The following is a 19,402-nucleotide window of genomic DNA, read 5'->3' as shown; positions in this document are numbered from 1 at the left end:
GTTATCCGGTGACTGGAGTTCAGACGTGTGCTCTTCCGATCCGTGATGATGATCGGCACCAAGCGTCAGGCCCGTGACACCGTCGCCGAAGAAGCAAGCCGCGCTGGCGTGCCCTTCGTGAACCAGCGTTGGCTGGGCGGCATGCTGACCAACTTCAAGACGGTCAAGGGCTCGCTGAAGAAGCTGAAGGACATGCAAGTTCAGGTCGAAGCCGGCCTGGACAACCTGAAGAAGAAGGAAGGCCTGCTGTTCCAGCGCGACCTGGCCAAGCTCGAAAAGGACATCGGCGGCATCCAGGACATGACCGCGCTGCCGGACGCCCTGTTCGTGATCGACGTTGGCTATCACAAGATTGCCATCGCCGAAGCCAAGAAGCTGGGCATTCCCGTCATCGGCGTGGTGGACACCAACCACTCGCCCGAAGGCATCGACTACGTCATCCCGGGTAACGACGACTCGTCCAAGGCTGTGGCCCTGTACGCCCGCGCCGTGGCCGACGCCATCCTCGAAGGCAAGGCCAACGCCGTGAACGAAGTCGTGGCCGCTGCCGCTGGCGACGACGAATTCGTGGAAGTCAACGAAGCCGCCTGAGTCCCCGTGATTCGGCAAGAAGGGGCTGTTGTTCAGCCCCTTTTTTTCAACAGATTCTGATGTGACGCGGCCGTGACGCCGCGCCCCAACTCAACGGAGAACAATATGCCCGCAATCACCGCCAGCATGGTCGCCGAACTGCGCGCCAAGACCGATGCCCCGATGATGGAGTGCAAGAAGGCGCTGACCGAAGCCGACGGCGACATGGCCAAGGCAGAAGAAATCCTGCGCGTCAAGCTTGGCAGCAAGGCTTCGAAGGCCGCTTCGCGCGTGACCGCCGAAGGCGTTGTCGCCGCCGCCGTGAACGGCACCACCGGCGCCCTGGTCGAAATCAACTGCGAAACCGATTTCGTGTCGAAGAATGACTCGTTCCTGGCGTTCGCCAAGTCGGTCGCAGAGTTGATTGCGCAACACAACCCGGCCGACGTGGCTGCCCTGGGCGAGCTGCCGCTGTCGCAAGACGGCTTCGGCCCGACCGTGGAAGAAGTGCGCAAGGGCCTCATCGGCAAGATCGGCGAGAACATGTCGATCCGCCGCTTCAAGCGCTACGCTGACGGTGGCAAGCTGGCCGCCTACCTGCACGGCGCCCGCATCGGTGTGGTCGTCGAGTTCGACGGCGAAGACGTGGCTGCCAAGGACGTCGCGATGCACATCGCCGCCATGAAGCCGGTGTCCTTGTCGGCTGCCGATGTGCCCGCCAACCTGATCGAGACCGAGCGCAATGTCGCCACCGCCAAGGCTGCCGAGTCCGGCAAGCCCGCCGACATTGCTGCCAAGATGATCGAAGGCGCTGTGCAGAAGTACCTGAAGGAAGTCTCGCTGTTCAACCAGGTCTTCGTGAAGGCCGCCGACGGCAAGCAGACCGTGGAAGCCTACCTCAAGGGTGCCAACACCACCGTCAAGGGCTTCACGATGTTCGTCGTGGGCGAAGGCATCGAGAAGAAGCAAGACGACTTTGCCGCCGAAGTTGCTGCGACGATGGCCGCAGCCAAGGGCCAGTAAGCCGGCTCGACACACAGGGGGCTTCGGCCCCCTTGTGCTATCTCTGATCAACAGAACAAGATCTCGGGTGCCGGAGAGGTTTCCAAGGGGAACCTGATCCGCTTACCCCTTCTCCAAGCCTTCGGGCACGTCCGGGCGGGTTGCTGGTGCAACAGGCAGGTTGTGCGCCCTGGCACAGAACACAAGGACGACTGCATGGCCGCCTACAAGCGTATCCTCCTGAAACTTTCCGGTGAAGCCCTGATGGGCGACGATGCCTATGGCATTAACCGCGCGACCATCGTGCGCATGGTCAAGGAAATCCAGGATGTGACTGCGCTGGGTACGCAGGTGGCGGTCGTCATCGGCGGAGGCAACATCTTCCGCGGCGTGGCCGGCGGTTCGGTGGGCATGGACCGCGCCACCGCCGACTACATGGGCATGCTGGCCACGGTGATGAACTCGCTGGCCCTCGCCGACACGATGCGTCAGGAAGGCATGACGGCCCGCGTGATGTCTGCCATCAGCATCGACCAGGTCGTCGAGCCGTATGTGCGTCCCAAGGCACTGCAATACCTCGAAGAGGGCAAGGTTGTGGTGTTCGCTGCAGGAACCGGCAACCCCTTCTTCACGACCGACACGGCCGCTGCCCTGCGTGGCGCCGAGATCGGTGCCGAGGTGATGCTGAAGGCCACGAAGGTCGATGGCGTCTACACGGCCGATCCGAAAAAGGATCCGTCTGCCACCCGCTACAGCACGATCACGTTCGACGAGGCGCTGATCAAGAATCTGCAGGTGCTGGACGCGACGGCGTTTGCGCTGTGCCGCGACCAGAATCTGCCGCTCAAGGTGTTCTCGATCTTCAAACCCGGCGCACTCAAGCGCGTGGTGCTGGGCGAGGACGAGGGCACGCTGGTCCACGTCTGATCGTTCGCTGTCGTCCCATTTTCATCCTCACGCGTTTGTCACTCTTCAGGCCGTCGGCCGCACATCCGCACGGAGTCTCTCCATGAGCATTGCAGACATCAAGAAAAACGCCGAACAGAAGATGGCCCGCTCCATCGAGGCCTTCAAGAACGAACTGGCCAAGATCCGCACGGGCCGCGCCCACCCCGGCATCCTCGACCAGGTTCAGGTGGACTATTACGGCTCGCTCGTGCCGATCAGCCAGGTCGCCAACGTGGCGCTGCTTGACGCGCGCACCATCAGCGTGCAACCGTGGGAAAAGGGCATGGGCGCGAAGATCGAGAAGGCCATCCGCGAATCCGACCTGGGCTTGAACCCTTCGGCGCAGGGTGACCTGATCCGTGTGCCGATGCCTCCGCTGACCGAAGAGCGCCGCAAGGAGCTGACCAAAGTCGTGAAGGGCGCCGGCGAAGACGCAAAGGTTGCCATTCGCAATCTGCGCCGCGACGCCAATGAACAGGCCAAGCGCCTGCTGAAGGACAAGGCGATCACCGAGGACGAGGATCGCCGCTCGCAGGACGACATCCAGAAGCTGACCGACAAGGTGATCGCCGAGGTCGACAAGCTGGTCCAAGCCAAGGAAGCCGAGATCATGGCGGTCTGAGGCCGCGGGCTTTGTCATAATCCAGCGCATCGCGAGGCGGCCCGTCCGCCTCGTCGCGTTTCTGACCGTGCCGCATGTGGCGGCGCACGCTTCCCCTCCATCCACGTTTCATGGCCTCATCTTCCACCGCCGCCTTGGTTCCCCGCCACGTCGCCATCGTCATGGACGGTAACGGCCGCTGGGCCCGCAAACGCCTCATGCCGCGCGGCGTCGGGCACAAGGCGGGAGTGGATGCGCTGGTGAAGGTGGTTCAGGCCGCAGCGGACCGCGGCATCGGCTACCTCACGGTGTTTGCGTTCTCGTCCGAGAACTGGAAAAGGCCGGAAGAAGAGGTGTCGGGTCTGATGAGCCTGTTGCTCGTCGCCCTGTCCAAGCATCTGGTGAAGCTGAAGTCGGACGGCGTGCGCATCCGCATCGCGGGCGACCTCGAGAGCGTTTCGCCCCGGATCCGCGATGCGCTGCGCGGCGCCGAGGCCGACACGGTCGAGAACAGCCGACTGGTCCTGACCGTGGCCTTCAATTACGGGGGGCGCTGGGATGTGGTCCAGGCCTGCCGTGCCGCCATGGCCGAAGGTGTGCGTCCTGAGGAATTGACGGAGGCAGTGCTCTCCCGCCACATGGCGATGTCGTACGCGCCGGATCCCGACCTGTTCATCCGCACGGGTGGCGAAGTGAGGCTGTCGAATTTCCTGCTCTGGCAGAGCGCCTATGCGGAACTGGTGTTCACCGACTGCCTCTGGCCCGACTTCGATGGTGGCGAGCTCGACAAGGCGATTGCCACCTTCGCGCGGCGTGAGCGGCGTTTCGGTGACGTCGGGGCATCCGGGCAGGGTGAAGGCGCGCTGGGCGGGGCGGCCGAGCCGCAACCGCCTTCTTACTCCGAGGAGCGCTGATCATGTTGCGTCAACGGGTCATCACGGCGCTCGTCCTGGTCGCCATCCTGCTGCCCACGCTGGTGGTCGATGCGGTCTGGCCTTTCTCGCTGTTGTCGCTGGTCTTCATCTCGGCCGCCGGCTGGGAGTGGTCCCGCCTGAACGGCGCTCCGGGCGCGCGCGCCTGGCTGATGGCTGCGGCAGTGGCCGGTGGCTGTGTGTATGCGGCCCAGGTGTTCGGTCTGCCTGTCTGGCAAGCGGCTGACAGCCTGCCGGCGGCCGCGCTGACGCACGTCCACGGCGTCGCGCACCCGCTGGTCGGTTTCTTCACGCCGACCTGGGTGTGGCTCGCCGCGTTGCCCATCTGGGTGGTGGGTGGCGCGCTCGCGCTGCGCTACGGCCCGCTCTACTGGGGGCAATGGCCGGATTGGCCGCGCCGCCTGCTGGGCCTGTTGATTCTGGTGGCGGCCTGGCTGGCCCTGGCCGACATCAAGGCGCAGGGCGGCAACTTCATGCTTTCCGTGTTCTGTCTTGTGTGGGCGGCTGACATTGGTGCCTACTTTGGCGGGCGGACCTTCGGGCGCCGCAAGCTCGCCCCGGCCATCAGCCCGGGCAAGAGCTGGGAAGGGGTGTGGTCAGGCATGCTGGCCGTGCTGCTGCTGGCCGTGCTGTGGATCGCAATCGACCGCCAGGTGGGCGTCGATTCACCCAGCCTGTACAGCCGCCTCCTGCTCGGTGTGGGGCCTTTCGGCATGGTGCTCGCGCTGGCCTTTCTGGCTGCCATGAGCGTCGTCGGCGATCTGTTCGAGTCGATGATCAAGCGGCAGGCCGGCGCCAAGGACAGCAGCCAGCTGCTGCCAGGGCATGGCGGCGTGCTCGACCGTGTGGACGCCTTGCTGCCCGTCCTGCCTCTGTCGCTTGCCTTGATGGCCCTTTGTCATGCCTGATCGTCGTCACGCTGCCCCTCAACGCGTCACCGTGCTCGGGGCCACGGGCTCCATTGGCACCAACACGCTGGATGTGATTGCGCGCCACCCGGGGCGGTTCGAGGTGTTCGCGCTCACCGGTGCTCAGCGCGTCGAGGAGCTTGCCGCCTTGTGCGCCAGGTGGCAGCCGCGCTTTGCCGTGATGCCGGACGAGGCGGCCGCGGCGCGTTTGCGCACGCTGGGGCGCGAGCAAGGCTGGCGAACCGAGGTGCTCTCCGGTGCCCAAGCACTGTCCGACGTGGCGGCCCATCCGGCGGTCGACATCGTGATGGGTGCCATCGTCGGCGCAGCCGGGCTCGCGCCCTGTCTGGCGGCGGCCAAGGCAGGCAAGCGCCTGCTGCTCGCGAACAAGGAAGCCCTGGTGGTGGGCGGCGGCCTTTTCATGTCGGCCGTGCACGAAGGGGGCGCCACGCTGCTGCCCATCGACAGTGAGCATTCAGCCATCTTCCAATGCCTGCCGGAAGACCCGTCCAACTGGCCGTCCCGCATCGACCACATCGTGCTGACCGCCTCGGGTGGGCCTTTCCGCCAACGTGATCCTTCGACGTTTGCCGGCATCACGCCCGAACAGGCCTGCGCCCACCCCAATTGGGTCATGGGCCGAAAGATTTCGGTGGATTCGGCGACCATGATGAACAAGGCGCTGGAAGTGATCGAAGCGCGTTGGCTTTTCGGCCTCGCGCCCGAGCAGATCCGCGTGGTGCTGCATCCGCAGAGCATCATTCACTCGATGGTTGTGTGCCGCGACCGCTCGGTGCTGGCCCAGCTCGGTACGCCGGACATGCGTGTGCCGATTGCCTATGGGCTCTCGTGGCCCGAGCGCATCGAGTCGGGCGCCGAGATGTTGGATTTTCTCGCCCTCAAGGCCCTCACTTTCGAGGAAGCCGACGCCGCGCGTTACCCTGGTCTGCAACTGGCCTGGGAAACGCTGCGTGGTCCTGCTGGCAGCACGTGCGTGCTCAACGCGGCCAACGAAGTGGCGGTGGAGGCGTTCCTGGCGCGGCGGATCCGGTTCGACCAGATCCACCAAGTGAACACGGAGTCGCTTGCCGCCGGCCTCATCGAGGATGGCATGAGCGAATCGGTCGACGGATTGCTGGCTCTGGATGCACGGGTGCGGCGTCATGCGGGCGAGCAGGTCGTGGCCCTTGCCCGGTGAAATCCACGGTGTCCGCCGTCTGATGATCGAAGAGGTGTCGCGATGCTGATGACTGTGCTGTCCTTCCTGCTGACCATCGGCGTGCTCGTGGTGATCCATGAGTATGGTCACTACCGCGCGGCGGTCGCCTGCGACGTCAAGGTCTTGCGCTTTTCAGTGGGCTTCGGGCGCGTGCTGTGGCGCCGGCAGCGGGGGGAGACCGAGTTTGTCGTGTCGGCGCTGCCGTTCGGTGGCTACGTGCGGATGCTGGACGAGCGGGAGAGCCCGGTGCCGGCGCAGGAGCGAGACCGCGCCTTCAACCGAAAGCCGCTTCGGCAGCGGGTGTTCATCGTCGCGGCGGGGCCGGCGGCCAACCTCCTGCTTGCGATCGCGTTGTACGCGGCGGTGAACTGGTCGGGCGTGCAGGAACTCCGCCCGTGGCTGTCTGCTCCCCAGCCGGGCAGCCTGGCGGAGCACGCGGGACTGCAGTCCGGCGATGAAGTGCTGGCGGCGCGCATCGCCGGCGCTGCGCCGGAGGACGGTGAGTGGCAGGCCGTGCGCTCCCTGACCGACCTGCAGTGGCGCTTCACCCGGGCGGCCCTCCGTGGCGAGGATCTGCAGCTGCAGGTTCACGCGCGCTTGCGTGAGGACGATCCCGGCCGCGGTGTGCGCCAGCTGGCACTGCCCCTGTCGCGCATTCCGGCCTCCGAAGTGGACGGGAAACTGCTTGATCGCGTCGGCCTGACGGGCCCTTATGCAGAGCCCCTGGTCGACGATGTGGTGGCGGCAGGGCCGGCCGCGCGCGCGGGCCTGATGAAGGGCGACCGCGTCCTGCGTATCAATGGGCAGGTGCCGCGTGATGCGGCCGAGCTGCGTCGCCTGATCCGCAGCAGCCTCAAGGGCGGGCAGGCACAGCCGCTGGCGCTCGACGTGGAGCGGGCAGGGCGCACGGTCAACGTGGTCGTTCAGCCCGTCATCAAGGACGTGCAGGGGCAGAAAGTGGCGCGCATCGAGGCTGCCCTCGGCGCCATGCCGTCCATTGTCGAGGTGCGTTACGGTTTGGTCGAAGGCCTGGGCATGGCGCTCGAGAAAACCTGGGACACGGCCGTCCTCAGCCTCAACATGCTGGGCAAGATGCTGATCGGCGAGGCGTCGATCAAGAACCTCAGCGGCCCTCTGACCATCGCCGACTACGCAGGCAAATCGGCCTCGCTCGGCTGGGTGCATTACCTCGGGTTCCTCGCGCTGGTGAGCGTGAGCCTGGGCGTGCTGAACCTGCTGCCGCTGCCCGTCCTCGATGGCGGGCACCTCATGTATTATCTTTTTGAAGGCGTCACGGGGCGTCCGGTCTCGGACCTGTGGCTGGAGCGCCTCCAACGTGGTGGCGTGGCCATCATGCTGGCGATGATGTCGCTGGCGCTTTACAACGACCTGGCCCGCCTGATCGGCGCGCACTGAGTTTCACTGCATGCACATCCCCTCCATGACGTCCGCTCGGCTGAAGCCGACCCTGCTGGCTGCCTTGTTGGCTTCCTCGCTGTTCCAGTCTGCATGGGCCGTCGAGCCCTTCGTGCTCAAGGACATCCGCGTCGAGGGCCTCCAGCGCGCCGATGCCGGCACCGTGTTTGCCGCACTGCCGTTCCGTGTGGGTGACACCTACACCGACGACAAGGGCGCGACAGGCCTGCGTGCCCTGTTCGCCACCGGTTTGTTCAAGGACGTTCGCATCCAGATCGACGGCAACGTCGCTGTGGTGGTGGTGGAGGAGCGTCCGGTGATCTCGCGCGTCGAGTTCGTCGGGACCAAGGAGTTCGACAAGAACAACCTTGTGAAGGCGCTCAAGGACATCGGCATCGGCGAGGGCCAGCCGTTCGACCGCGCGCTGGCCGACCGCGCCGAGCAGGAGCTCAAGCGCCAGTACCTGTCGCGCAGCCTATACGGCGTCGAGGTCGTCACGACGATCACGCCGGCCGAGCGCAACCGCGTCAACGTGACCTTCACCGTCACGGAAGGCGAGGTCACCAAGATCAAGTCCATCCGCATCACCGGCAACAAGGCCTTCTCGGAAAGCACGCTGCTGGGCCAGATGGACCTGACAACCGGCGGCTGGCTCAGCTGGTACACCAAGTCCGACCAGTACGCGCGCGCCAAGCTGAATGCCGACCTGGAAACGATCCGCTCGTACTACCTGAACCGCGGCTACCTTGAGTTCCGCATCGACTCCACCCAGGTGGCGATCTCGCCGGACAAGCAGGACATCTCGATCGCGATCAACGTGACCGAAGGTCCGCGCTACGTCGTCACGGGCGTGCGCCTCGAAGGCGATTTCCTGGGGCAGGACGAAGCGTTCCGCAACTTGGTGACCGTCAAGCCGGGCGAGCCCTATCGCGCCGAAGACGTGGCGTCGACCACGCGCGCTTTCACCGACCGGTTCGCCGCCTTCGGGTATGCGTTTGCCAAGGTCGATTTCCGCCCTCAGCTCGACCGCGAGAAGGGGCAGGTCGAGGTCGTGATGGTGGCGCAGCCACAGCGGCGCGTGTACGTGCGCCGCGTCAACGTGGCCGGCAACTCCCGCACGCGTGACGAAGTCATCCGCCGCGAGTTCCGGCAGTTCGAGTCGGCCTGGTATGACGGCCAGAAGATCAAGTTGTCTCGCGACCGCGTGGACCGCCTGGGTTACTTCAAGCAGGTCAGTATCGACACCGTCGAGGTGCCAGGCACTGCCGACCAGGTGGACCTCACGATCACCGTGGAAGAAAAGCCGACCGGCAACCTGATGCTGGGTGCGGGCTTCTCGAGCGCCGAGAAGTTCACGGTGACGGCCTCGATCCGCCAGGACAACGTATTCGGCTCCGGCAACTACCTGGGCCTGGACGTCAACACCAGCCGGTACAACCGGACGATCGTGGTCAGCGCCACGGACCCGTACTTCACCGACAACGGCATCTCGCGCACCTACGAGGTCGCGCACCGCACCTCCCGCCCGTACAACACCACCTCGGGCGACTACAAGATCGTCACGCAGTCGGGCACGATCCGGTTTGGCGTGCCCTTCACCGAGTTCGACCGTGTGTTCTTCGGGGCCGGCATCGAGCAGAACAAGATCGAAGGCAGCACGGGTCTGCCGGTCCGCTTCACTCTGGCTCGCGAACAGTTCGGCTCGCCGGCCACGTCTTATCCGCTGAGCGTGGGCTGGGCCCGCGATTCCCGCGACAGCGTGATCGCTCCGACGCAAGGCCGCTACCAGCGCCTGAACGTGGACGTCAGTCTGGCCGGCTCGACGCAGTACGTGCGCGGCAACTACCAGGCGCAGCAGTACATCCCGTTCAGCAAGGCCTACACGCTGGGCCTGAACGGTGAAATCTCGTACGGCAAGGGACTGGGTGGCAAGCCTTATCCCGTGTTCAAGAACTACTACGGCGGCGGCCTGGGCACCGTGCGGGGCTTCGAAGTGAGCTCGCTGGGTCCGGTCGACATCGAAGGCTCCTACCTGGGCGGCAACAAGCGCCTGAACCTGAACGCCGAGTTCTATGTCCCCTTCCCGGGCGCCGGCAATGACCGGACCCTGCGGCTGTTCGGTTACGCGGATGCCGGCAACGTCTGGGGCGAAGAGCAGTCCATCCGCGCGCAGGACCTCCGCGCCTCGGTGGGCGTGGGCATCAGCTGGGTCTCTCCGGTGGGACCGCTGAAGTTGAGCTACGCGAAGCCCTTGCGCTATTTCGATCAAGATAAAATCCAGCGTCTCCAGTTCCAGATCGGCACCGCATTCTGACCATGACCTCGTACCTCAAGACCCTGGTGGCCGCAGGCCTCCTGATGGGTGCCCTGGCTGTGCAGGCGCAGGAACTCAAGATCGGTTTCGTGAATCTCGACCGCGTGCTGCGTGATGCGGCACCGGCCAAGTCGGCCCAGGTCAAGCTGGAGTCGGAGTTCGGGCGCCGCGAGAAGGATCTGCTCGACAACGAGAATCGGCTCAAGGCTGCCTCGGACCGTTTCGAGAAGGACGCCCCGACGCTGGCCGAGAACGAGCGTGCGCGCCGTCAGCGGGAACTGATCGAGCAGGACCGTGAGCTCCAGCGCAAGCGCCGGGAGTTCCAGGAAGACCTGAACCAGCGCAAGAACGAAGAGCTGTCGTCGGTGCTGGACCGCGCCAACCGTGTGGTGCGTCAGATCTTCGATCAGGAAAAGTACGACCTCATCGTTCAGGAAGCCGTGTTTGCCAGCCCCCGCGTGGACATCACCGACAAGGTCATCCGGGCCTTGAACGGCGGATCGAGCAAGTGAACGGGCCGGCTTCCGATGACCGTGCACCTGTAGCCGACAGCCAGCCCACCGGGATGGCTGTTCGCCTCGGTGAGCTGGTGGCCGCCCTGGGCGGTGAGCTCCACGGCTCTGCCGAGCAGCTGGTTCACCGCATCGCGCCTTTGGAATCGGGCGACGCAGGCAGCATTGCGTTCCTCTCCAACCCCAAGTACCGAGCACAGTTGACCACCACCCAGGCGGGTTGCGTGATCGTCAGCCCGGCGGTGCAGGAAGAGGCAGTCGCTCGCGGTGCGGCCATCGTCACGGCCGATCCTTACCTCTACTTTGCGCGTCTGACCCAATGGTGGGCCGAGCGCGTTCGCCCCCGCCCCGCGGCCGGCATTCACCCGAGCGCCGTGGTCGATGGCACGGCGGTCATCGGCCAGAACGTGCACATCGGACCCCTGGCTGTGGTCGAGGCGGGTGCCATTCTGGAGGACGGCGTCGTCATCGGACCGCATTGCACGGTGGGTGCACGCGCGCGCATCGGTGCCGACACGCGCCTGGCGCCCCGCGTCACCATCGGGTTCGACTGCGTGGTGGGTGCACGCTGTCTCTTTCACAGTGGCGTGGTCATCGGTGCCGATGGCTTCGGCTTCGCGCCCCACCAGGGCACGTGGGAGAAGATCGAGCAGTTGGGCGCCGTCCGCATCGGTGACGACGTGGAGTTGGGAGCCAACACCTGCATCGACCGCGGTGCGCTGGAAGACACGGTCATCGGCAACGGCGTCAAGCTCGACAACCTCGTGCAGATCGCCCACAACGTCCACATCGGCGACCACTCTGCGATGGCCGGCTGCGTCGGCGTGGCCGGCAGTGCCCGCATCGGCAAGCACTGCACGGTGGGCGGCGCGGGCATGATCCTCGGACACCTCACGCTCGCCGACCACGTTCACGTGTCGTCGGGCACCCTCATTTCCCGCTCGGTGCTCAAACCGGGCCTCTACAGCGGCGCCTTCCCGTTTGACGAGAACGCGAACTGGGAGAAGAACGCGGCGACCCTGCGTCAACTCCACGCGCTCCGCGACCGCATCCGTACCCTAGAAAAGCAAGTGAAAAGCTGATGGACATCCACAAGATCCTTCAAAAGCTCCCCCATCGTTACCCCTTCCTGATGGTGGACCGTGTGCTCGAAGTCGAGAAGAACGTGCGCATCCGCGCGCTGAAGAACGTCACGATCAACGAGCCGTTTTTCCAGGGTCACTTCCCGAACCGTCCGGTGATGCCCGGCGTGATGATGCTCGAAGCCCTGGCCCAGGCGGCCGCGCTGCTGGCGTTCGAGACGCAGGGCAGTGGGGTGGACGACAACTCGGTGTACTACTTCGTCGGCATCGACGGCGCGCGTTTCAAGCGCCCGGTCGAGCCGGGTGACCAGCTGTTCCTCGACGTGGCCATGGACCGCAACAAGGGCGGCATCTACAAGTTCAAGGCGCGTGCGCTGGTGGGCGAAGAGCTGGCGGTCGAAGCCGACCTGATGTGCACTGTGCGCAAGGTGTCCTGAGCGCCATGGCGAGCATCCATCCGACCGCCATCGTCGACCCGAAGGCCGAGCTGGCCGATTCGGTCACCGTGGGGGCGCACACGCTGATCGGCCCCAACGTGCGGATCGGCGAGGGCACCACCGTCGGGCCGCACTGCGTGATCGAAGGGCACACCACGATCGGCTGCGACAACCGCATCTACCAGTTTGCCTCGCTGGGTGCCGACCCGCAGGACAAGAAGTACAAGGGCGAGCCCACCCGGCTCGTCATCGGGGACCGCAACACCATCCGCGAATTCACCACGTTCAACACGGGCACGGTGCAGGACAAGGGGCTGACCGAGATCGGCCACGACAACTGGATCATGGCCTATGTGCACGTGGCGCACGACTGTGTCATTGGTGACCACAATGTGATCGCCAATGCGGTGCAGTTCGCAGGCCATGTGCTGGTGGGCAACCACACGCTGATCGGCGGCATGAGCGGCATCCACCAGTTCGTGCGCATCGGTGACTTCGCCATGTTGGGCTTCCAGACCCGTCTGTCGCAGGACCTGCCGCCGTTCACGGTGGCCGCCGGCAACCCGGCCGAAGTGCAGAACGTGCATCAGGAAGGGCCGCGTCGCAAGGGCTACTCGCCCGATCGGCTCAGCATGCTCAAGCAGGTGCACAAGGTGCTGTTCCGTCGTGGCCTGACGCTCGAGGCCGCCAAGGCCGAGATCGCCGCGCTGCGTGGGCAGCAGCCCGATGCCGACGCGGACATCGACAACATGCTGTCCTTCCTGGCGCTGGCCAGCCGGGGCATCGTGCGTTGATGATGGCGCAGGCAGGAGCGGGCGCATGACCCGCATCGCGATGGTGGCCGGCGAGGCGTCCGGCGACCTGCTGGCTGCGCTGATGCTGGGCGGCCTGAAAGGACGCTGGCCCGATTTGCAGGCCGCAGGCATTGGCGGCCCCCGCATGGCGGCCGAAGGGTTCGAGGCCTGGTGGCCAAGTGACAAGCTGGCCGTGCATGGTTTCAACCTCGAACTGGTGCGCCGCTTCCGGGAGATCTGGACCATCCGCGAGCGCCTGGGCGACCGGCTGCTGGCCGACCGCCCGGACGTGTTCGTGGGTGTGGACGCGCCGGACTTCAACCTGGGCCTGGAAGCCCGCCTGAAGGCCGCGGGGGTCCGGACGGTGCACTTCGTGAGCCCGTCGATCTGGGCCTGGCGTGGCGGGCGCATCAACAAAATCCACCGCTCGGTGGACCACATGCTGTGCCTGTTCCCGTTCGAGCCAGAGCTTTACCATGCCAAGGGCATTGGCGCGACCTTCGTGGGACACCCGCTTGCCGACACGATCCCAATGACGCCGCCGCGCGAAGCGGCGCGGGCTCGCCTCGCTGTGGCTGAGGGCACGCCACTGGTGGCCGTGCTGCCCGGCAGCCGGCGTGGCGAGATCCGCTACATCGCACCCGCGTTCCTGGACGCTGTGGCCCTGCTGGCCCGGCAGCGGCCCGACCTGCGCTTCGTGCTCCCCATGGCGCCCGGGCTGCGCGGGATGATCGAGCCGCTGGTGCAGGTTCATTGCCCGGACGCACCCCTGACGCTGCTCGACGGCCAGTCGCACGATGCGTTGGCCGCCTGCGATGTGACGCTGATCGCATCCGGCACAGCCACGCTCGAAGCGGCCCTGTTCAAGCGTCCGATGGTAATCGGCTACCGCATCAGCACCCTGAGCTGGCACATCATGCGGCACATGGGCTACCTGCCGTGGGTGGGGCTGCCCAACATCCTGGCGCGCGATTTCGTGGTGCCGGAACGGCTTCAGGATGCCGCCGAGCCCGCGCAGCTCGCGCGCGATGTGCTGGACTGGCTGGACAACCCGGCCCGGGGCGAAGCCGTTCAGCAGCGTTTCATCGAACTTCACCACAGCCTGCGCCGCGACACGGCCCGGGCTGCCACCGATGCGATCGCCCAGGTCATCGGCGCGCGCTGACCCCCAGGCGCCTCCCGAGCAGTTGGATCTGCTGTGGACGCCGCCCGTGATCGGTCTGCTGGCCGGGGTCGACGAGGCGGGGCGCGGGCCGCTCGCCGGGCCGGTGGTGGCCGCCGCGGTGATCCTCGATGACCTTCAGCCTATTGCTGGGCTGAACGATTCGAAGAGGCTGACGGCCCGTGCCCGCGAGCGTCTGTTCGACGAGATCCGGGCGAAGGCGCTGTGCTGCTGCATCGCCGAAGCGAGCGTCGAGGAGATCGACCGGCTGAACATCCTGCACGCGACCATGCTTGCGATGAAGCGGGCGGTGGACGGCCTGCGCCTCAAGCCGGCCCTGGTGCAGGTGGATGGCAACCGGGTGCCACCGCACCTCGGTGTGGCCGCCCAGGCCATCGTCAAGGGCGATGCGAAGGTGCAGGCCATCTCGGCGGCATCCATCCTGGCCAAGGTCCATCGCGACCGCCTGTGCGATGCACTGCATGCTCGCTATCCTCACCATGGTTTCGAGTCGCACAAGGGGTATCCAACGCCAGAACACCTGGCGGCCTTGGGTGAGCACGGCGTGACGCCGGCCCATCGGCGCAGCTTCGCCCCGGTGCGCCTCGCACTCGCCGAGGGCCGCGTCGCGGTACCGGTCGAGCTCGCCACTTCGCCGGACGTGCTGTCCACTGCCGCCGCGGCCGACGGTCTGTCGTTGGCGTGATTGTTTGATTTGTCTGCCATGAGCCACACTGACCGCGCCACCCCGCGCCCGCCGCAGTTCGTCACTTCGCGCGACAACGCCCTCGTGCAGCGCTTGCGCAAGCTCGGGCAGGACCCGACCGCCTACCGCAAGCTCGGTGAGGTCTGGCTGGAGGGCGACCACCTGTGTGCTGCCGCCGTTCAGCGCGGTGTGCCGGCAGACACCGCCGTGGTGGCCGACACGGCGTGGCTGGGCGAACACGGCTGCGCGAGTGGCCAGGATGCGCAGGCGGCCGCCCTGAGCCAGTTGGCCCGCCATGCGGCCCGTGTGGTGGTGGTGCCCGAAGCGCTGTGGCGGCATTTCACGGGCTTGGAGTCGCCTGCGCGCATTGGCTTCCTGCTGTCGCGAGCGGATGCCAGCGAGGCGTTGCGCCCCGGTCTGGCGACCGTGGTGCTCGACCGACTGCAGGACGCTGGCAATGTCGGCTCCATCCTGCGGAGTGCCTCGGCGCTGGGTGTGCAACAGGTGGCCGCCATCAAGGGCACCGCAGCACTGTGGTCGCCCAAGGTGCTGCGCGCCGCCATGGGGGCCCATTTCGGCCTCCATCTGGTGGAGCAGGTGGAGGTGGCCGAGCTGGACGCCCTGGCCGTGCCCCTGGTGGCCACCAGCTCTCATGCCGAGCACCTGCTGCCGGCGGCGCCGCTGCCGGATCCTTGTGCCTGGGTTCTGGGGCATGAGGGGCAGGGCGTGGCTCCGGCGCTGATGACGCGGTGCGCCATGACGGTGTCCATCCCGCAGCCCGGGGGCGAGGAGTCGCTCAATGTGGCCTCGGCTGCGGCAATCTGTCTGTACGAGTCGCTCCGACGTCGCCATTGATCGCTTTGTCTCTTGTAGTGCGAATTATTCGCATTTAGAATGATGGCATGCAAGAACTTCCATGCGACTCCGAGTCGGCGGCTGGCCGACCGGTGCCCGGTGCTCCCGTCCAATCGGCCAACCCGGATGGCGTTGCCGAGGCGGCACTGCAGACCGTGGACAGCGAGCAGCTGTTTCGCGGTGGTCGAGTGCTGCACATCCAGCACGAAGGTGCGCTCTACCAGCTTCGCCTGACCAAGCTCGGCAAGCTCATCCTCACAAAGTGACGTTGCGGGCAGGGCCTGCGAACCCACCCGTACAATGCGCTCATGTCAGAATCGCGCGCCGCGCGGTCTGTAGCTGTCTTGCTGGAGGATGAACATGGATCGCTCGCTCAAACCCCTTGACGTCGTGTATGGCGGCCAGGCCGTCGGTGCACAGCGTCGCGTGTTGCGCAACACCTATGCCTTGCTGGCCCTGTCGATGGTGCCGACCGTCATCGGTGCCTGGTTGGGCGTCTCGATGGGTTTCAGCTTCTTCAGCGGCAGCCCGCTGATCGGCTTTGGCATTTTCATGGCCGTCGCGTTCGGCTTCTTCTTCGCGATCGAGAAGTTCAAGCACTCGGGCGTCGGGGTGCTGCTGCTGCTGGGCTTCACTTTCTTCATGGGCCTGATGCTCTCACGGCTCATCGGGGCGGTGCTGGGCCTCTCCAATGGCGCCCAATTGATCGGCTTTGCCTTCGGCGGCACCGCGGTGGTGTTCGGCGCCATGGCCACGCTGGCATCGACCATCAAGCGCGACCTGTCCGGCATGGGCAAGTGGCTGTTCGTGGGTGTGTTGGTCGTGCTGGTGGCCGCTGTGGCCAACATCTGGCTGCAGATGCCGGCGCTGATGCTCGCCGTGTCGGCGCTGATGGTCGGCATCTTCTCGGCCTACATCCTGTACGACCTGAAGCGCGTGATGGACGGCGGCGAGACGAACTACATCACGGCCACCCTGGCCATCTACCTGGACATCTACAACGTGTTCACCGCACTGCTGCAGTTGCTGGGTATCCTCGGCGGCAGCGACGACTGATCCGCATCCCGGTGCGTGCGCGCACTTGGAACAAGGGCCGCACGCCTGGCGCGTTGCGGCCCTTTTTTTGTTCGCAGGAACGTAAGCGCCCCCGGCAACGCCCTTGAGGGCGACACCTGGGTCAGTATTCGTCGCCGCCGATGTAGGTCCCTGGGGCCAGGTTCTCGAAGCGCGTGTTTGCCTTCAGGAAGGCCAGGTGCACCGCACCCACCGGGCCATTACGCTGCTTGCCGATGATGATCTCGGCCATGCCCTGCAGCTTCGATTCGCGGTTGTAGTACTCATCGCGGTAGATGAACATGATCACGTCGGCGTCCTGCTCGATGGCGCCGGATTCCCGCAGGTCGGACATCATGGGGCGCTTGTCGGGTCGGGTTTCGACCGAGCGGTTTAACTGCGACAACGCGATCACCGGGCACTGCAGTTCCTTGGCCAGTGCTTTCAGGCCCCGGGAAATTTCGCCGATCACGGTGGCGCGGTTTTCCTCGTTGCCGCCCGAGCCGCTCATCAGCTGCAGGTAGTCGATGATGATGAGGCCCAGCGTGCCGCCGAACTGACGCGCCAGCCGGCGGGCGCGTGCCCGCAGTTCATTGGGCGAGAGGCCCGGTGTCTCGTCGATGAAGACGTTGGCCGTACGCAGCTTCTCGACGGTTTCGCTCAGGCGGCTCCATTCGTCGTCGGTCAGGCGGCCGGTACGCAGGTTCTGCTGGTTGATGCGCCCGATCGAGCCCACCATACGCAGGGCGAGCTGCGAGGCGCCCATTTCCATCGAGAACACGGCCACTGGCAGGCCTTCGTTGACCGCCACGTTCTCGCCGATGTTCAGCGCGAACGCCGTCTTGCCCATGGACGGGCGGGCCGCCAGGATGATGAGGTCACCCTTCTGCAGACCGGCCGTCATCTTGTCCATCTCGATGAAGCCAGTGCGCACGCCGGTCACGTCCTCGGAGCCGTTGTCGGCCAGTTCGGTCACGCGGTCCAGCAGGTCGACCACCAGACCATCCATCGAGTGGAAGCCCTGTTTGCTCTTGTTGCCTTCTTCCCCGATCTTCATGATCTTGGCCTCGGCTTCGTCCAGGATGTCCGAGACGTTGCGGCCGGCAGGATTGAAGGCGTTGGTCGCAATCTCGTCGCTGACGGTGACAAGCTTGCGCAGCACCGCGCGCTCGCGAACGATTTCGGCGTAGCGGCGCATGTTGGCCGCGCTGGGCACGGACTGGGCGAGGGCGTTCAGGTAGGCCAGGCCGCCCACCTCGGCGCCTTTGCCAGCCATCTGCAGTTGCTCGTAGACCGTGATCACGTCTGCCGGCTTCGATGCGTTCACCAGCTGCTGGATGGCGGTGAAGATCAGCTGGTGCTCATGGCGGTAAAAATCGCTTTCGCTCAGCAGGTCGGAGGCGCGGTCCCAGGCGCTGTTGTCGAGCAGCAGGCCGCCCAGGACGCTCTGTTCGGCCTCGATGGAGTGGGGCGGCACACGCAGCTTGGCGATCTCGTCGCTCGGGATGCGGGTGTCGTTCGAGGCGTTGGAGGAGGGGAACACAGCGGCCATGACGCAATGATAAGTGGGGCAGGGCCCGTGCGGCATCGCCGTTTCGGGGCGCCTGTGGACAAGGCTGTGGGCAAGCCTGTGAACGGGCGTGGGACAGCCTGGGGGCGACCTGTGCAATGCGGTGGACAAGTCGACGCCCAAAATGAACAAGGCCGGCAAAAGCCGGCCCTGCAGGGTCGAGCCGGAACGAGCCCGGCTCAGTGTGTGCGTGACGCGATCAGACGGTTTCGCCGACCACAGCCACGGTCACGTCGACCACCACATCGGTGTGCAGGGCGACGGAAACCGGGTGCTCGCCCACGGTCTTCAGCGGGCCGTTCGGCAGACGGATCTGCTGCTTGGCCACGTCGAAACCAGCGGCCTTCAGGCCGTCGGCGATGTCGTGGTTGGTGACCGAGCCGAACAGACGGCCGTCCACGCCAGCCTTCTGGCTGAGGGTGACGGTCTTGCCGGTCAGCTTTTCGCCGACGGCCTGAGCGGCGGCCAGCTTCTCGGCCTGAGCCTTTTCCAGCTCGGCGCGGCGGGCTTCGAACTCGGCCACAGCCTTTTCGGTGGCGCGACGGGCCTGCTTGGTCGGGATCAGGAAGTTACGGGCGTAGCCGTCCTTGACCTTGACCACATCACCCAGGTTGCCCAGGTTGGCGACTTTTTCGAGGAGGATGATTTGCATGACGAGGACTCCTTAGACGCGGTGCTGATCGCTGTAGGGCAGCAGGGCCAGGAAGCGAGCGCGCTTGATGGCGGTGGTCAGCTGACGCTGGTAGATCGCGCGGGTGCCGGTCAGGCGAGCGGGGATGATCTTGCCGTTTTCAGCGATGAAGTCGCGCAGGGTGTCGACGTCCTTGTAGTCGATCTGTTCGACGCCAGCGACGGTGAAGCGGCAGAAGCGCTTGCGGCGGAACAGCAGGGATTGCGTGTTGCGCTTGCCCTTGCGGTCTTTGGAGAACTTGCCGTTCTTGGAGCGGGGAGCAGCCATGATGACCTCTCAGTATCCGAATGGATGTTTAAACGATGTCGTTGAGTTCGGTGATGTGAAGCAGCACACCTCGTCCGTTGCGCGGAGCCCCGAGGAAGCCGGTGATGCCGATGGGCACGCCGGTGTCCTGCCGGTTCAGGCGATTGGCGATGTCGCCAAGCGCCAGGGCCTTGAGTTCCAGCTTCACCTTGCGGGTCTGCTGGGCTTCCGTCACCTCGGATTCGTGTTCAAGCACGAGGTCGAGGGCGGGGAGGCCGGCGGGGGTGTATCTCAACGCCTTGCGCTCGATGATCTTGGCGGACAGCAGGACGTGGTTCATGTCGTGCAGTGCCCGCGCAGACCCCGATCGCGGGGACGCGGTGC

21 protein-coding genes are annotated in these 19,402 nt (G+C 65.6%); 17 read left to right on the top strand and 4 right to left on the bottom strand.

All coding sequences use genetic code 11. The annotated features are described in order from the left end of the window. Positions 1-696 precede the first annotated feature (696 nt). From tsf to Q0Z44_RS09480, 17 genes are all read left to right on the top strand, one after another. The gene (gene tsf / locus Q0Z44_RS09560; protein ID WP_298011993.1) at positions 697-1,593 is read left to right on the top strand and encodes a translation elongation factor Ts; all 897 of its coding nucleotides are present in this window, start codon (positions 697-699) and stop codon (positions 1,591-1,593) included. Between the two features lie 195 nt (positions 1,594-1,788). Then, positions 1,789-2,499 (top strand): UMP kinase, encoded by a 711-nt coding sequence (gene pyrH, locus Q0Z44_RS09555; protein WP_109036269.1) that lies wholly within the window; start codon positions 1,789-1,791, stop codon positions 2,497-2,499. Between the two features lie 82 nt (positions 2,500-2,581). Further along, on the top strand, positions 2,582-3,142 hold the full coding sequence (gene frr, locus Q0Z44_RS09550; protein WP_298011991.1) for a ribosome recycling factor: 561 nt from the start codon (positions 2,582-2,584) through the stop codon (positions 3,140-3,142). Positions 3,143-3,252: 110 nt separating this feature from the next. After that, positions 3,253-4,035, top strand: a complete 783-nt coding sequence (uppS, locus tag Q0Z44_RS09545) for a polyprenyl diphosphate synthase (protein WP_298011990.1) — start codon at positions 3,253-3,255, stop codon at positions 4,033-4,035. A gap of 2 nt (positions 4,036-4,037) precedes the next feature. After that, positions 4,038-4,961 (top strand): phosphatidate cytidylyltransferase, encoded by a 924-nt coding sequence (locus Q0Z44_RS09540; RefSeq protein ID WP_298011989.1) that lies wholly within the window; start codon positions 4,038-4,040, stop codon positions 4,959-4,961. Beyond that, on the top strand, positions 4,954-6,159 hold the full coding sequence (gene dxr, locus Q0Z44_RS09535; RefSeq protein WP_298011988.1) for a 1-deoxy-D-xylulose-5-phosphate reductoisomerase: 1,206 nt from the start codon (positions 4,954-4,956) through the stop codon (positions 6,157-6,159). Before Q0Z44_RS09540 ends, dxr begins: the two co-directional genes overlap by 8 nt. A gap of 42 nt (positions 6,160-6,201) precedes the next feature. Beyond that, entirely contained in the window at positions 6,202-7,596 is a 1,395-nt protein-coding gene (gene rseP, locus Q0Z44_RS09530) for an RIP metalloprotease RseP (RefSeq protein ID WP_298011986.1), read from the top strand. A 10-nt stretch (positions 7,597-7,606) separates the two neighbouring features. Beyond that, a complete protein-coding gene (bamA, locus tag Q0Z44_RS09525; protein ID WP_298011984.1) occupies positions 7,607-9,910 on the top strand; it encodes an outer membrane protein assembly factor BamA in 2,304 nt (767 codons plus the stop codon). A 2-nt stretch (positions 9,911-9,912) separates the two neighbouring features. Further along, a complete protein-coding gene (locus Q0Z44_RS09520) occupies positions 9,913-10,422 on the top strand; it encodes an OmpH family outer membrane protein (RefSeq protein WP_298011983.1) in 510 nt (169 codons plus the stop codon). Positions 10,423-10,475: 53 nt separating this feature from the next. After that, entirely contained in the window at positions 10,476-11,504 is a 1,029-nt protein-coding gene (lpxD, locus tag Q0Z44_RS09515; RefSeq protein ID WP_298011982.1) for a UDP-3-O-(3-hydroxymyristoyl)glucosamine N-acyltransferase, read from the top strand. After that, positions 11,501-11,941 (top strand): 3-hydroxyacyl-ACP dehydratase FabZ, encoded by a 441-nt coding sequence (gene fabZ, locus Q0Z44_RS09510; protein WP_294638334.1) that lies wholly within the window; start codon positions 11,501-11,503, stop codon positions 11,939-11,941. The genes lpxD and fabZ overlap by 4 nt, the downstream gene beginning before the upstream one ends. A 5-nt stretch (positions 11,942-11,946) precedes the next feature. After that, positions 11,947-12,735 (top strand): acyl-ACP--UDP-N-acetylglucosamine O-acyltransferase, encoded by a 789-nt coding sequence (gene lpxA, locus Q0Z44_RS09505; protein ID WP_298011980.1) that lies wholly within the window; start codon positions 11,947-11,949, stop codon positions 12,733-12,735. A 25-nt stretch (positions 12,736-12,760) separates the two neighbouring features. Next, positions 12,761-13,900, top strand: a complete 1,140-nt coding sequence (lpxB, locus tag Q0Z44_RS09500; protein ID WP_298011978.1) for a lipid-A-disaccharide synthase — start codon at positions 12,761-12,763, stop codon at positions 13,898-13,900. Continuing rightward, on the top strand, positions 13,869-14,603 hold the full coding sequence (gene rnhB, locus Q0Z44_RS09495; RefSeq protein ID WP_298011976.1) for a ribonuclease HII: 735 nt from the start codon (positions 13,869-13,871) through the stop codon (positions 14,601-14,603). The genes lpxB and rnhB overlap by 32 nt, the downstream gene beginning before the upstream one ends. Positions 14,604-14,621: 18 nt before the next feature. Next, the gene (locus Q0Z44_RS09490; RefSeq protein WP_298011975.1) at positions 14,622-15,458 is read left to right on the top strand and encodes an RNA methyltransferase; all 837 of its coding nucleotides are present in this window, start codon (positions 14,622-14,624) and stop codon (positions 15,456-15,458) included. 47 nt (positions 15,459-15,505) lie between these two features. Then, the gene (locus tag Q0Z44_RS09485) at positions 15,506-15,724 is read left to right on the top strand and encodes a hemin uptake protein HemP (RefSeq protein ID WP_298011973.1); all 219 of its coding nucleotides are present in this window, start codon (positions 15,506-15,508) and stop codon (positions 15,722-15,724) included. Between the two features lie 94 nt (positions 15,725-15,818). Next, positions 15,819-16,514 carry a Bax inhibitor-1 family protein gene (locus tag Q0Z44_RS09480; RefSeq protein ID WP_298011972.1) on the top strand — a complete coding sequence of 232 codons (696 nt, stop codon included), beginning with the start codon at positions 15,819-15,821 and terminating at the stop codon, positions 16,512-16,514. A gap of 121 nt (positions 16,515-16,635) precedes the next feature. On the opposite strand, the gene dnaB is transcribed toward Q0Z44_RS09480, so the two are convergent. The 4 genes from dnaB to priB form a co-directional block, all read right to left on the bottom strand. Then, positions 16,636-18,063: a replicative DNA helicase gene (gene dnaB / locus Q0Z44_RS09475; RefSeq protein ID WP_298011971.1), complete on the bottom strand. Its 1,428-nt coding sequence runs from the start codon at positions 18,061-18,063 to the stop codon at positions 16,636-16,638. 217 nt (positions 18,064-18,280) lie between these two features. Next, entirely contained in the window at positions 18,281-18,733 is a 453-nt protein-coding gene (rplI, locus tag Q0Z44_RS09470) for a 50S ribosomal protein L9 (RefSeq protein ID WP_298011970.1), read from the bottom strand. 12 nt (positions 18,734-18,745) lie between these two features. After that, a complete protein-coding gene (gene rpsR / locus Q0Z44_RS09465; protein WP_058086160.1) occupies positions 18,746-19,039 on the bottom strand; it encodes a 30S ribosomal protein S18 in 294 nt (97 codons plus the stop codon). Positions 19,040-19,067: 28 nt separating this feature from the next. Further along, complete coding sequence (gene priB / locus Q0Z44_RS09460) at positions 19,068-19,358, bottom strand: primosomal replication protein N (RefSeq protein ID WP_298011968.1); 291 nt, start codon at positions 19,356-19,358, stop codon at positions 19,068-19,070. Positions 19,359-19,402: the final 44 nt, after the last annotated feature.

The sequence above is a fragment of the uncultured Aquabacterium sp. genome, assembly GCF_947366995.1.
GTDB lineage: Bacteria > Pseudomonadota > Gammaproteobacteria > Burkholderiales > Burkholderiaceae_C > Aquabacterium.
This window is presented reverse-complemented; position numbering and strand designations above follow the sequence as displayed.

Excerpts from the sequence above, each read along its gene's own strand:
- uppS (WP_298011990.1), top strand. The coding sequence starts at position 3,253 with ATGGCCTCATCTTCCACCGCCGCCTTGGTTCCCCGCCACGTCGCCATC.
- Q0Z44_RS09490 (WP_298011975.1), top strand. The coding sequence starts at position 14,622 with ATGAGCCACACTGACCGCGCCACCCCGCGCCCGCCGCAGTTCGTCACT.
- rseP (WP_298011986.1), top strand. The coding sequence starts at position 6,202 with ATGCTGATGACTGTGCTGTCCTTCCTGCTGACCATCGGCGTGCTCGTG.
- Q0Z44_RS09540 (WP_298011989.1), top strand. The coding sequence starts at position 4,038 with ATGTTGCGTCAACGGGTCATCACGGCGCTCGTCCTGGTCGCCATCCTG.
- bamA (WP_298011984.1), top strand. The coding sequence starts at position 7,607 with ATGCACATCCCCTCCATGACGTCCGCTCGGCTGAAGCCGACCCTGCTG.
- Q0Z44_RS09485 (WP_298011973.1), top strand. The coding sequence starts at position 15,506 with ATGCAAGAACTTCCATGCGACTCCGAGTCGGCGGCTGGCCGACCGGTG.
- dnaB (WP_298011971.1), bottom strand. The coding sequence starts at position 18,063 with ATGGCCGCTGTGTTCCCCTCCTCCAACGCCTCGAACGACACCCGCATC.
- Q0Z44_RS09480 (WP_298011972.1), top strand. The coding sequence starts at position 15,819 with ATGGATCGCTCGCTCAAACCCCTTGACGTCGTGTATGGCGGCCAGGCC.
- lpxB (WP_298011978.1), top strand. The coding sequence starts at position 12,761 with ATGACCCGCATCGCGATGGTGGCCGGCGAGGCGTCCGGCGACCTGCTG.
- rnhB (WP_298011976.1), top strand. The coding sequence starts at position 13,869 with ATGCGATCGCCCAGGTCATCGGCGCGCGCTGACCCCCAGGCGCCTCCC.
- priB (WP_298011968.1), bottom strand. The coding sequence starts at position 19,358 with ATGAACCACGTCCTGCTGTCCGCCAAGATCATCGAGCGCAAGGCGTTG.
- rpsR (WP_058086160.1), bottom strand. The coding sequence starts at position 19,039 with ATGGCTGCTCCCCGCTCCAAGAACGGCAAGTTCTCCAAAGACCGCAAG.
- tsf (WP_298011993.1), top strand. The coding sequence starts at position 697 with ATGCCCGCAATCACCGCCAGCATGGTCGCCGAACTGCGCGCCAAGACC.
- lpxD (WP_298011982.1), top strand. The coding sequence starts at position 10,476 with ATGGCTGTTCGCCTCGGTGAGCTGGTGGCCGCCCTGGGCGGTGAGCTC.
- rplI (WP_298011970.1), bottom strand. The coding sequence starts at position 18,733 with ATGCAAATCATCCTCCTCGAAAAAGTCGCCAACCTGGGCAACCTGGGT.
- Q0Z44_RS09520 (WP_298011983.1), top strand. The coding sequence starts at position 9,913 with ATGACCTCGTACCTCAAGACCCTGGTGGCCGCAGGCCTCCTGATGGGT.
- frr (WP_298011991.1), top strand. The coding sequence starts at position 2,582 with ATGAGCATTGCAGACATCAAGAAAAACGCCGAACAGAAGATGGCCCGC.
- dxr (WP_298011988.1), top strand. The coding sequence starts at position 4,954 with ATGCCTGATCGTCGTCACGCTGCCCCTCAACGCGTCACCGTGCTCGGG.
- lpxA (WP_298011980.1), top strand. The coding sequence starts at position 11,947 with ATGGCGAGCATCCATCCGACCGCCATCGTCGACCCGAAGGCCGAGCTG.
- pyrH (WP_109036269.1), top strand. The coding sequence starts at position 1,789 with ATGGCCGCCTACAAGCGTATCCTCCTGAAACTTTCCGGTGAAGCCCTG.